The following is a 13,081-nucleotide window of genomic DNA, read 5'->3' on the forward strand; positions in this document are numbered from 1 at the left end:
ACGACCGTGGGGGCCACATCCTCATGAGTACTCTGCAAATCTGGTTGGCCATCATCGGCGGGCTTATTTTGGCGGCTGTGGTCGCCCACGGAGCTTGGGCTGCGCGCAAGAATTTGCCCAAACAGGCAACGCCTGAGCCCGTCACTCCGGCCCCCACGACTGATGAAGGTCAGGTCGGCGATGCCGAGCCGGAGCGCCAAGAACCGGACTTTGATCTCGACTCCGGTCTGGCAACGCTGACAGCACTGACCGTGCTCGACAAAAAACCGGGCCTTGACGTATTGATCGACGTGATTGCGCCCATCACCATCGACTCGGTGGTGTCGGGTGAAGCGGCACTGGCGGCCATGCCGGGCACGCGCCGTGCCGGCAGCAAACCGTTTGCCGTCGAAGGCCTCAGCATCGAAACCGGCACCTGGGAGATGCCCACCCCTGGCCAGCGTTACAGCGCTTTTCAGGCCGGTGTGCAATTGGCCAACCGCACCGGGGCGCTCAACCAAATCGAGTTTTCGGAATTTGTCATGAAGGCGCAGGCTTTTGCAGATGCGATTGACGGGCAGCCTGAATTTCCCGACATGCAGGACGAAGTGGCCCGCGCGCGCGAACTGGACCAGTTTGCCAGCGTGCATGACGCCCAACTCAGCTTCACGCTGCGCGCCAACGACACCGCCTGGAGCCCGGGCTATGTGCAGCAACACGCCGGCAAACAGGGGTTTGTGGCGGGTTCCATCCCGGGCCGCATGGTGCTACCGGCCAGCGAGTCTGGCCATGCGCCCATCCTCGGCCTGGCCTTTGACACACAGGCCGCCATGGCTGAAGACCCCGAACAAACCGCCTTGCGGGAAGTGACTTTGACGCTGGACGTGCCCCAAGTCCTTCGCTCCGAGCAGCCCTTTGTGCGCATGTGCGAAGCCGCCATTGGTCTGGCCACGTCCATGGGCGGCGTCATCATCGACGATCAGGGCCAGCCCATTCGGCCCGAAGCCATGGAAGTGATTCACGCCGACCTTGAGAAGCTCTACGACACGCTGGAAGAGCGGGACTTGTCGGCGGGCTCTGTGCTGGGACGGCGTTTGTTTTCTTGAAATGATGTCTCCCCCCCGTAGCGACCTTCGGCCGCTTCCCCCCTGCAGGGGGCGCCACCTGCGGCCCGGCAAAGCCGGTTCCGCGGTGGCCTGGCGAAAAAACTGTGTTCGGAGTTGACGAGGTGGATGAACCCGATCTCTTTGGTGATCTGACACAAGATCCCGGTGACGCAAAGCGAATGGAAGCCTTGCGCTCGCAGTTGCATTCGCACTCGCACAGTTATTACGTTTTGGACAAGCCCGCAGTACCTGACGCGGAGTACGACGTGCTATATCGCGAACTCGAAGCTCTAGAAGCAAAGTATCCTGAATTGGTACCGCCAGATTCACCCACCAAACGCGTGGGCGGAAAGGCGTTGGACCAGTTCGCCAGTGTCCGCCACGCCGTACCCATGCTCAGCATTCGAACTGAAACAGACACCGAGGCGAGCGGCGCGCAGAACTTTGACACACGTGTGCGCAAGGAGTTGGGTCTGGTGGACGGGGAGCCCCCCGTCGAGTACGTCGCCGAACTCAAGTTCGATGGCCTCGCGATGAACCTGCGCTATGAGGACGGCGTCCTAGTCCAGGCAGCCACGCGCGGCGACGGAGAAGTCGGTGAGGACGTGACGCAAAACGTCCGTACCATCCGGCAAATCCCGTTGCGCCTTCCCAGAGACGTGCCGACGGTACTCGAAGTGCGCGGAGAGGTCTACATGCGCCGCGACGACTTCAAGTCGCTCAATGACAAGCAGCGGGAAAAAATTGCAAAGGGCGCGAAGGGCGAAAAAACCTTCGTCAACCCGCGCAACGCCGCCGCTGGCGCGGTGCGGCAACTGGACCCGGCAATAGCAGCCCAGCGACCCCTGAGCTTTTTTGCCTACGGTCTGGGCGAGGTGACACCGGCAGAAGAGGGCGGGCCCCAGTTTGAAACTCACTTCCAGATGCTGCTGACCCTGAAATCATGGGGTTTTCCGGTTGCTGCCCTTACGCAGAGCGCGCAAGGTGCTACTGAATTAATAGCGTTTCATCAGAAAATTGGACGAGAGCGCGACCAGTTGCCCTACGACATTGACGGCGTGGTATACAAGGTCAACAGCCTTGCTCTTCAGAAAAAGATGGGTTTTGTCACGCGTGAACCGCGTTGGGCCGTTGCCCACAAATACCCGGCGCAAGAGCAGATGACCACTGTGCTGGCCATTGACGTGCAAGTCGGCCGTACCGGCAAGCTCACCCCCGTGGCCAAACTGGCGCCCGTGTTTGTCGGCGGTGTCACCGTGACCAACGCCACCCTGCACAACGAGGACGAAGCCCGCCGCAAGGATGTGCGTATCGGCGACACGGTGATCGTACGGCGTGCCGGTGACGTGATTCCTGAAGTTGTCAGCGTGTTGCCCGACAAGCGTGTGCAAGACTCGCCTCAATTCACCATGCCGCGCCAATGCCCCGTCTGTGGCTCAGATGCCGTGCGGGAGGAGGGCGAAGCCGATTACCGCTGCACCGGCGGCCTGTTCTGTGGCGCCCAGCGAAAAGAAGCCATCCTGCATTACGCTCATCGCCGCGCGGTGGAGGTGGAAGGCCTGGGCGACAAATTGGTTGAGCAACTGGTCGATGCCAACGTGATCCGGACTCTGCCTGACCTCTACAAGTTGGGCCTGACCTCGCTTGCCAGTCTGGAGCGCATGGCCGATAAGTCCGCCAACAATCTGCTTGAGGCTCTCGAAAAATCCAAACAGACGACTTTGCCTCGTTTCCTGTTTGGCCTTGGAATTCGCCACGTGGGCGAGGCCACCGCCAAAGAGCTCGCGCGCCATTTCGGAAAACTGGACGCGGTGATCGCAGCATCTGAGGCTCAACTGCTCGAAGTTAGCGACGTGGGTCCCATCGTCGCCAAAAGCATTCGCACCTTTTTCGACCAGGAACACAACCGCGAAGTGGTCGAGCAACTGCGCGCTTGCGGGGTGACCTGGACAGAGGGCGAGCCGGCTGCGCGGGCTCCCCAACCCTTCTCTGGCAAGACCTTTGTGATCACCGGCACCTTGCCAACCCTCAGCCGTGACGAAGCAAAGGACCTGGTGGAAGCAGCGGGTGGCAAGGTCGCCGGTTCAGTCAGCAAAAAAACCGACTATGTGGTGGCTGGAACTGAAGCAGGAAGCAAGTTGACCAAGGCGCAAGAGTTGGGCGTTGCGGTGATTGACGAAGCGCAATTGCTCGCGCTGCTGGACTCCCGCGCCTAACCGGGCTCATCACTGCGGAGGTAACTCTTCCTCGGGGAGGTGTTCAGGCCGGCGCCACAGCCAAATCAACACGCATGCCATGCAGGCGATGACCGCCAGTGCAATCCATTTTGTCGGCACCACGACCAGCATCATCGTTGCGCTTATCCCCATGCCCACCGTAGCCGCCCATTTGGCGCGTCGGCGCACAACACCCCCGCGCCGCCATTCGGTCAGCATGGGCCCGAAGGCGGGGTGCCGCTCCAGCCAGGCCAGCAGGCGCGGCGAGCTGCGCGCAGCGGCCCATGCGGCCAGCAGGACAAAAGGCACCGTCGGTAACACCGGCACAAAAATGCCAACAATCCCCAGCACCAGGCTCAGTACAGCCAAAGCGATGAGTAGCCAGCGCGCCGCTACGGGAAGCGCGGTCGATGTGCTGGCGGGAGGGGCCGTTGGTCGGTGCTCAGGTTCGGACATGCACCCATTCTGCCGTGACCGGGATGCGTGGCCTTCTGTATGCTTGACGCTTTTAATACACGGCACTCAGGGCTTTAATGACCATTCGCGAAATCCTCAAAATGGGCGACCCGCGCCTGCTCCGCATTGCACCCCCGGTGAGCGACTTCGACACCGATGAACTGCATTTGCTGGTGTCGGACATGTTCGACACCATGCGCTCGGTCAACGGCGCGGGGCTGGCGGCGCCCCAGATCGGCGTCGATCTGCAACTGGTGATTTTCGGCACCGACGCGGTCAACCCTCGCTACCCGGACGCGCCCCTGATTCCGCGTACCGTGCTTTTAAATCCCGTCATCACGCCGCTGTCAGATGAAGAGGAAGATGGCTGGGAAGGCTGCCTCTCGGTGCCGGGCCTGCGCGGCGTGGTGCCTCGGTTTTCGCGGATTCGGTACACCGGGTTTGATCCGTACGGCGATGCGATTGACCGCACGGTGGAGGGCTTTCATGCGCGGGTGGTGCAGCATGAGTGTGATCACCTTATTGGCAAGTTGTACCCCATGCGCATCAGGGACTTCACGCAATTCGGCTTCACCGAAATCCTGTTCCCAGGGCTGGATGCCTCGGCCGACGACTGACGGCAATTCAGGAAATGCGGGAGCCCAGCCGGTCAGGCGGTAACTGGATGCCGCCACCCATGACCGATCGCCACCATTGGGCTGAACCATCCGGCGGAACAGGTGGTGCGGCCACGGCGTCCAGCCTCAGGTAGTCAATGGTGACTCGGCGGCGGTAGCGCCCCACGTCTTCGCCAGCCATTTCAATCAGCGGTCGCGCAGCGCCCTGGCTCTGAGCCAACAGCTGCTCTGGCGCAGCGCCCGCTTTGAGCAGAGCCGCGCGCACGGCGATGGCTCGACGGTCGCCCATCAACCAAAAAAAGCGATGGCTGCCTGTGCCGTAGCTGTGGCCCGATATGACGGCGGCCAGCTCGGGGTGACCAGACAGATAGGCCGCGTGCGCCTGCAACAACTGCTCGTATCCCTCAGGCACCAGCCAGTTGTCAGCCTCAAAAAATACCTGGTGCGCCAACGGTCGCCCGTCATCGGCGCAGGCGCCAGACATGCGCAACTCTTCTTCGTGGGCCAGGATGGTCAGTGTTTTGTGCGGCACAAAAAGCTCCTCGTGTTGAGTGCAAGTGAAGCAGCGTCCGGTGTCTGCAGGCAGCAGGTGACGAGTTGTGCCTTGAGACAGAAGATGCATTCTGGGCTTCCGGGAACTCATTGTCTACCTCGGAGTGTGCCGCGCCATGTCTCAAACCATGCTTTCTTGTAACTTTAAGAAAGCTTCATAAGATATTGATTTAAAACAATAATTATGGTTTCGTGTTCAAGACGCGAGTACCTCCAGCAACTCCGTCTCGATCGCAATTTGCGCCTTGTTCTGCTGCAGCTCCGGCCCGTCGATGAGAAAGGTGTCCTCTACCCGCTCGCCCAGGGTGGTGACTTTGGCCAGTTGCAGGTTGATGCGGTGGCGGGCCAGCACACGGGCGATGGAATAGAGCAAACCCACTCGGTCGCTAGCGGACACTGTCAGCAGCCAGCGCTGGGCCTTTTCGTCGGGGCGCAGGTCCACGCGGGGTGCGACCGGGAAGCTCTTTACGCGGCGTGACACGCGGCCTTTGCCTGGCGGGGGCAGGGGGCCGTTTTCTTCGATGGTGCGGTCCAGTTCGGCTTCGACCATGGCGGCCAGTTCGCGGTAATGCTCGGCCAGCGTCGGGCTGACGACCTGAAAAGTGTCAAGTGCGAAACCGGGCGAGCCTTTGAATGGCTTGGCGGTGTGGACCTTGGCGTCAAGGATGCTCAAGCCCGCTTGCTCAAAGTAGCCGCAGATGCGGGCAAAGAGATCGGGCGCGTCGGGTGTGTAGACCAGCACCTGCATGCCTTCACCGGCGACCGAACGCCGCGCCCGCACGATGCAATTAGCGCTTCCCACATGACGGGACAGGTGGCGCGCATGCCAGGCAATGTCGCCGGCCTCATGGCGCATGAAATAACTGACGTCCAGCGTGCTCCACAAGGACTTGTGAGCTTCAAACGGCTCCGAATGCAATGCCAAAATGGTCAGCGCCTCGCGCTTGCGGGCCTCCACCTCTGCATCTGCGTCGGGCGCGCGTCCACCCAACACGCGCAGGGTGTAGCGGTACAGGTCTTCCAGCAGCTTTCCTTTCCAGGCATTCCACACTTTTGGGCTGGTGCCGCGGATGTCGGCCACAGTCAGCAGATATAGCGCGGTGAGGTAGCGCTCGTTGCCCACACGTTTGGCAAAAGCAGCAATGACCTCCGGGTCACTCAAGTCTTCTTTTTGCGCCACGCGGCTCATGGTCAAATGCTGGCCGACCAGGAACTCGATGAGCTTGGCGTCCTCGGACGCAATGCCGTGCTGGCGGCAGAAAACACGCACGTCCCTGCAGCCCAGTTCGGAATGGTCACCCCCGCGGCCCTTGGCAATGTCGTGAAACAGCGCTGCGGTGTAAAGAATCCAGGGCTTGTCCCAACCAGCCGCGAGCTGGGAGCAAGAAGGGTACTCATGCGCATGCTCGGCCATGAAAAACCGGCGCGCATTGCGCAGCACCATCAGGATGTGCTGGTCCACGGTGTACACGTGAAAAAGATCGTGCTGCATTTGCCCGACGATCTTGCGAAACACCCAGAGGTAACGGCCCAGCACCGAGGTCTGGTTCATCAGCCGCATGGCGTGGGTGATGCCCTCGGGCTGCTGCAATATTTGCCGGAAAGTCTCGCGATTGACCGGGTCGCGCCTGAAACCAGCGTCCATCACACCGCGGGCGTTATACAGCGCACGCAGGGTTCGGGCCGAAAGGCCCTTGACCCCCACCGTGGTCTGGTAGACCAGAAAGGTTTCCAGAATGGCATGGGGGTGTTTGAGGTAAAGGTCGTCGCTAGCCACCTCAATCATGCCGGCCTTGTTCAAAAACCTTGGATTGATGGCTTGCGGTTCGTGACCACTCGGGTTGAGGCGCTCGCCGATGTTGAGAAGCAGAATCTGGTTGAGCTGGGTCACTGCCTTGGCTGCCCAGTAAAAACGCTTCATCAACGCTTCGCTGGCCCGGGACACCACGCGCCCCGTCTCTCCCTGCGTGACGGTGCGGTAGCCAAAAGACTCGGCCACAACCGTTTGCAGGTCAAACACCAGACGGTCTTCGCGCCTGTCGGCGAGCAGGTGCAACCGGGCCCGAATCAGGGAGAGCAAGGCCTCGTTGGCCTTGATCTGCCGCACTTCAAACTCCGTTGCCAGTCCGCTTTGGGCGAGGTCGTCCCATGATTTGCCGAAACCCGCCGCGCGCGCTACCCAGAGGATGACTTGCAGGTCACGCAGGCCGCCGGGCGACTCTTTGCAATTGGGCTCCAGCGAGTAGGGCGTGTCTTCAAATTTGTTGTGGCGCTGGCGCAGCTCCAGCGTCTTGGCCACAAAAAATGCCTGCGGGTCCAGCACGGCAGCCAGCTGCTGCATCAACTTGGTGAAAGCTGTACCGGAGCCAGTCAACAGACGCGCTTCCAGCAGGGAAGTCTGCACCGTTACGTCCTTCGCTGCTTCCTCCACGCAATCTGCAATGGTTCGTACGCTGGATCCAATTTCAATGCCGCTGTCCCAGCAGGAGCCTATGAAATTTTCAATACGGGATTTGAGCGCGGTGTCGTGCTCCGGGCCCTCGCTGACCGGCAAGAGCAGCAAAACATCAACATCCGAATGGGGAAACAGCTCGCCCCGGCCAAATCCGCCGACCGCGACCAAAGAACAATCTGCTGGGAAGCCTGCACGACGCCACAGCTGGCAAAGTGTGACGTCGGTATGCCTGGCCAGTTTGTGCAGCAGGCTGCGGATGCCGCGCGTAGATGAGCCGCTGCCGCCCAGCGAGGTCAGCAGCGCCGTCTTGCCGGCGCGGTATTGCTCGCGTAAGTGGGCGGAGTCGCTAAACGGCGTATTTGGGGATGTCAGCGCCGGAAGCATCTGCGAACGCTAACCTGCAGAATCTGCGGTGGATTCGGCGGCCAGTTGCCGCGCAGGAACTGGCTGGGAAGTCTGAGCTGGAACAAACGACGGGATGGCCGGGCTGCCTGCAGACTGGGTCAGCACGTCGTAACCGGTTTCAGTCACCAGGATGGTGTGCTCCCATTGCGCGGACAAAGAGTGGTCGCGTGTCACGATGCTCCAGCCGTCTTTTTCGGGGCCGTCCTTGATGTCGCGCTTGCCAGCATTGATCATGGGCTCGATGGTGAAGGTCATGCCGGTTTTGAGTGTTTCAAGCGTGCCGGGGCGGCCGTAGTGCAGCACCTGCGGCTCCTCGTGAAATTTTTGTCCTATGCCGTGGCCGCAGAACTCGCGCACGATGGAAAAGCCCTGCTTCTCAGCAAAGGTCTGGATCGCATGACCAATGTCGCCCAGCCGCACACCGGGTTTAACGCGCATGATGCCGTGCCACATGGCTTCGTAGGTGATGGTGCAAAGACGCTTGGCGGCGATGGACACATCGCCAACCATGAACATGCGGCTGGTGTCGCCGTGCCAGCCGTCTTTGATGACGGTGACATCGATGTTGACGATGTCGCCTTTTTTCAGAGGCTTGTCATTGGGGATGCCGTGGCACACCTGATGGTTGACCGAGGTGCACAGGGACTTGGGGTAGGCCGAATAACCCGACGGCTGGTAGCCCAACGTCGCCGGAATCGTGCCTTGTACCTGGGTCATGTAGTCATGTGCCAGGCGGTCGATTTCATTGGTGGTGATGCCGGGTTTGACAAACGGGGTCAGGTAATCCAGCACCTCGGAGGCGAGGCGTCCCGCAACACGCATGCCTTCCATGCCCTGGGCGTCTTTATAGGTAATGCTCATGCCGCAATTATCCCACCGGACATTGCGCGGGGCGGCGCCGCAGGGCATCGCTGATAAAATTCAGGGTTAACGAGCACCCCGGCAGCCTCGGAGCCTGTCGGGCTTGGGGTGTCGAAAGCGAAAATTGGCCCCAGCGAGGACAGTTTTTGCCGGATTTGCAGGCCCATAGCCCAGCTATGGGACAAGAAGACGGTGAAAAATGGACCGTTGCGGCCAATTTGCAGCCGACGATCCCCAAGTCCGACAGGCTCCTAGCTGCCAACAACCACAAGGCCGCCGCCACCGTGACCCTGCACCTGACGACCTTTGAGGGCGATTCCCGCGGAATCAGCGCCCTCAGCGACTTCCGAGTCCAGCAACTCCTTCCAACCCTGCAGGCCATTAACGACAAGATCACGGACATCAGCGCCCGTTTTGTCCATCTGGTAGCGACCGAGACACCGCCTTCGGAAGCGCTCAAGGCGCAGCTTCAAGCCCTGTTGACTTATGGGGAACCGTGCGGGCCGGCCAAAGGCAAAGCTGATGAGGCGTTGCGTGTGGTGGTGACACCGCGTTTTGGAACGGTCTCTCCATGGGCGTCCAAGGCGACGGACATTGCGCACAACTGCGGCCTGGCCATCAAACGGATCGAGCGCGTCACCGAGTACCGGCTCACGCTCAAGTCCAGCCTCTTGGGCAAGGTTGCGCTTGACGAGGCGCAATACCAGCAGGTGGCAGCCCTGTTGCACGACCGCATGACCGAAAGCGTGATGCCGGACCTGGCTCAGGCTGGGGGGCTGTTTACCGAACTGCACGGCGCTCCCATGCAAAGCATTGACGTTTTGCAGGGCGGCAAAGCGGCATTAGAGACCGCCAACGTGGAGTTTGGTTTGGCACTGGCTGCCGACGAAATTGATTACCTGGTGAACGCATTCACCCAGCTCAAACGCAACCCCACCGACGTCGAGTTGATGATGTTTGCGCAGGCCAACAGCGAGCATTGCCGGCACAAGATTTTCAATGCCGACTTCACCATCGACGGCGTGGCGCAGGATAAAAGCCTGTTTGCGATGATCCGCAACACGGAAAAGCTGCATCCACAACACACGGTGGTGGCGTACTCTGACAACTCTTCCATCATGGAGGGCAACAGCGTCCAGCGGTTTTATGCCAAATCGGCCTCCAGCCCAGATAGTACGGGCGAAAGCAGCTATCAAAACTATAGCGCCACGGACGACGTTCTGATGCACGTGCTGATGAAGGTGGAGACGCACAACCACCCTACAGCCATCTCCCCATTTCCCGGTGCTTCAACCGGCGCGGGTGGCGAAATCCGTGACGAGGGCGCCACGGGTCGCGGTTCGCGGCCCAAAGCCGGCTTGACGGGTTTTACCGTTTCCCGTCTCTTTGATGGCGGCTATGGAAAGCCCGGCCACATTGCCAGCCCGCTGCAGATCATGACCGAAGGTCCACTGGGTGGCGCCGCTTTCAACAACGAGTTTGGCCGGCCCAACCTGGCCGGGTACTTCCGGGAGTATGAACAGACGATTGGCGGCGAGCGATGGGGCTACCACAAGCCCATCATGATTGCCGGCGGCCTGGGCGCGATTGACGCCCGATTGACCAAAAAAATCCTGTTTCCTGCCGGCACATTGCTGATTCAACTGGGCGGTCCCGGCATGCGTATTGGCATGGGCGGCAGCGCGGCGAGCTCCATGGCCTCTGGCACCAACGCCGCCAGCCTGGACTTTGATTCTGTGCAGCGCGGCAATCCGGAAATCGAGCGTCGCGCGCAAGAGGTGATCAACCAGTGCGCGCAGCTGGGCACGGCCAACCCGATCCTTGCCATTCACGACGTGGGCGCGGGTGGGCTGTCCAACGCCTTCCCGGAACTGGTCAACGATGCAGGGCGGGGCGCGAAGTTTGATTTACGCGCCGTGCCGCTGGAAGAAAGTGGCCTTTCCCCCAAGGAAATCTGGAGCAACGAGAGCCAGGAGCGTTATGTTTTGGCGATTGCGCCAGAGTCGCTGGCGCAGTTTCAGGCGTTTTGTGAGCGGGAGCGTTGTCCGTTTGCCGTGATTGGTGTGGCGACTGAGGAAAAGCAGCTGGTGCTTGCCGACTCATCCGTTCACCCTGAGCCTGTCGAAGGGATGGCTTCGACAAGCTCAGCCCGAACGGAAGCGGTCGACATGCCCATGAATGTGCTGCTCGGCAAGCCGCCGAAAATGCACCGCGATGTCAAAACGGTTGCGCGTCCAGTCAAAGCGCTGGATTTGACCGGTGTCGATTTACAAAAAAGTGCGATCGCCGTCCTCAGCCACCCAACCGTGGCATCCAAACGCTTCCTGATCACTATTGGCGACCGCACCGTGGGCGGCCTGACGCATCGCGACCAGATGGTTGGGCCCTGGCAGGTGCCTGTGGCTGATTGCGCGGTGACGCTGGCCGATTACCAGGGCTTTGCCGGTGAGGCCATGAGCATGGGCGAGCGCACGCCGCTGGCTGTTGTGAATGCAGCAGCGTCTGGCCGAATGGCCGTTGCTGAGGCCATCACCAACCTGCTGGCCGCGCCCATTGAACTGCCGCGCGTCAAACTCTCGGCCAACTGGATGGCCGCTTGCGGCGAACCGGGGCAGGACGCTGCTTTGTACGAAACCGTCAAGGCAGTCGGCATGGAGCTGTGCCCAGCGCTGGGTGTGTCCATTCCGGTCGGCAAGGATTCGCTGTCCATGCGTACCGTGTGGCCGGACGGTGCCGACAACAGGAAGGTGACTTCACCGGTGTCGTTGATCGTCAGCGCCTTTGCCACGTTGGCCGATGTGCGCGGCACGCTGACGCCGCAATTGAATGCAGTTGAAGCCGACACCACGCTGATTTTGATCGACCTGGGCAAGGGCCGCATGCGCATGGGTGGCTCCATCCTGGCGCAAGGCCTGGAGCTGGAGCAAGGCGACGTGCCGGATCTGGATGATCCGAAAGATCTGGTGAGTCTGGTCAACGCCATCAACGCTTTGCGCAAACAGGGCAAGTTGATGGCCTACCACGACCGAAGCGACGGCGGGCTCTTTGCCACCATCTGCGAGATGGCTTTCGCCGGACATGTGGGCGTGTCGCTCAACATTGACATGTTGCTGGTCGAAGGCGATGGTGTTTCCGATAGCCGCATGGACAGCGGCGACAGCAAAAACTGGGCAAGCCAGGTTGGCGCGCGTCGTGAAGAGCTGACCCTCAAAGCCTTGTTTAACGAAGAGCTGGGCGCGGTAATTCAGGTGGCCACCTCGACGCGCAATGAGGTGATGCACACCCTGCGCGAGCATGGCCTGGCCAAGTTCAGCCACTTCATTGGCAAAACCCGTCCGCAGCATGCGTCGCTTGACGTTGGCAAGGGCGAGGTTCAGGTCTGGCGCGACACCAAGGCGGTTTTCAGCGCCAAGCTGCAGGACCTGCATCAGGTCTGGGACAGCGTCAGCTGGAAAGTCTGCGGGCATCGCGACAACCCTGCTTGTGCGGACGCGGAGCATGCCGCCAGCGGCAGCCCGACGGACCCTGGCCTGCATGTGCACCTGAACTTCGACGCGGCCACTGTGCCTGCAGCGCCAGCGCTGCATCTGTCTCGCCCCCGGGTGGCTGTGCTGCGCGAGCAGGGCGTCAATTCCCATGTGGAAATGGCCTATGCGTTCACCCAAGCCGGTTTTGAGGCCAGCGACGTTCATATGACGGATCTGCAAAGCGGACGCGCCAAACTGTCTGACTTCAAAGGCGTCGTGGCCTGTGGCGGTTTCAGCTACGGCGACACGTTGGGCGCGGGAGTGGGCTGGGCCCGGTCCATCACCTTCAACCCCTTGTTGTCGGAGCAGTTCAAGTCATTCTTCGACCGCCAGGACACTTTTGGCCTCGGCGTCTGCAACGGTTGCCAGATGTTTGCCGAGCTGGCCGACATCATCCCGGGCGCGGAGGCCTGGCCACGCTTTACCACCAACCGCAGCGAGCGATTTGAAGCCCGGTTGTCCCAGGTGGAGGTGCTGGACTCACCGAGTCTGTTTTTTGCCGGCATGGCGGGGACCCGCTTGCCGATCGCGGTGGCACACGGCGAGGGTTATGCCAACTTTGCGCACCGTGGCGATGCAGCGAAGGCGATTGCCGCCATGCGTTTCACCGACAACCATGGACAAGCCACCGAAAGCTACCCGGCCAACCCCAACGGCAGCGCAGGCGGTCTGACCGCAGTGACCACCGCTGACGGCCGGTTCACTGCCATGATGCCGCACCCGGAACGCGTGTTTCGCAACGTGCAAATGAGCTGGACAGACCAGGACATCAACGCGTACAGCGGGTGGATGCAGCTCTGGCGCAATGCCCGCAAGTGGGTAGGCTAGGCGGAACCCGGGTTCCAGGCCCATAAAAAAAGCCCGGTCAATCCTGCGATTGACCGGGCTTTTTTGCTGCGGGGCAGCG

At 60.9% G+C, this 13,081-nt stretch carries 8 protein-coding genes; 4 read left to right on the forward strand and 4 right to left on the reverse strand.

What is annotated here, in order from left to right:
* The first annotated feature begins 23 nt into the window (after positions 1–23).
* Positions 24–1,085, forward strand: a complete 1,062-nt coding sequence (locus tag VE934_RS17365) for a cell division protein ZipA C-terminal FtsZ-binding domain-containing protein (protein WP_324889858.1) — start codon at positions 24–26, stop codon at positions 1,083–1,085.
* Positions 1,086–1,264: 179 nt separating this feature from the next.
* The gene (gene ligA, locus VE934_RS17370; protein ID WP_324889925.1) at positions 1,265–3,301 is read left to right on the forward strand and encodes an NAD-dependent DNA ligase LigA; all 2,037 of its coding nucleotides are present in this window, start codon (positions 1,265–1,267) and stop codon (positions 3,299–3,301) included.
* 9 nt (positions 3,302–3,310) lie between these two features.
* On the opposite strand, the gene VE934_RS17375 is transcribed toward ligA, so the two are convergent.
* Positions 3,311–3,757 carry a YbaN family protein gene (locus VE934_RS17375; RefSeq protein WP_324889860.1) on the reverse strand — a complete coding sequence of 149 codons (447 nt, stop codon included), beginning with the start codon at positions 3,755–3,757 and terminating at the stop codon, positions 3,311–3,313.
* Positions 3,758–3,834: 77 nt separating this feature from the next.
* On the opposite strand from VE934_RS17375, the gene def reads away from it, so the two are divergent.
* Entirely contained in the window at positions 3,835–4,374 is a 540-nt protein-coding gene (gene def / locus VE934_RS17380) for a peptide deformylase (RefSeq protein WP_324889862.1), read from the forward strand.
* A gap of 7 nt (positions 4,375–4,381) precedes the next feature.
* Here def and VE934_RS17385 read toward each other — a convergent pair whose 3' ends face one another.
* From VE934_RS17385 to map, 3 genes are all read right to left on the reverse strand, one after another.
* Positions 4,382–4,906: an OmpA family protein gene (locus VE934_RS17385; protein WP_324889864.1), complete on the reverse strand. Its 525-nt coding sequence runs from the start codon at positions 4,904–4,906 to the stop codon at positions 4,382–4,384.
* A 216-nt stretch (positions 4,907–5,122) separates the two neighbouring features.
* Entirely contained in the window at positions 5,123–7,765 is a 2,643-nt protein-coding gene (locus VE934_RS17390) for a [protein-PII] uridylyltransferase (protein WP_324889867.1), read from the reverse strand.
* Positions 7,766–7,774: 9 nt separating this feature from the next.
* On the reverse strand, positions 7,775–8,647 hold the full coding sequence (map, locus tag VE934_RS17395; RefSeq protein WP_324889869.1) for a type I methionyl aminopeptidase: 873 nt from the start codon (positions 8,645–8,647) through the stop codon (positions 7,775–7,777).
* A 284-nt stretch (positions 8,648–8,931) separates the two neighbouring features.
* Between map and purL the strand changes: the two genes are divergently transcribed.
* A complete protein-coding gene (gene purL / locus VE934_RS17400) occupies positions 8,932–13,002 on the forward strand; it encodes a phosphoribosylformylglycinamidine synthase (RefSeq protein ID WP_324889927.1) in 4,071 nt (1,356 codons plus the stop codon).
* Positions 13,003–13,081 lie beyond the last annotated feature (79 nt).

The organism is Polaromonas sp., from assembly GCF_035638815.1.
Taxonomy (GTDB): domain Bacteria; phylum Pseudomonadota; class Gammaproteobacteria; order Burkholderiales; family Burkholderiaceae_C; genus Polaromonas.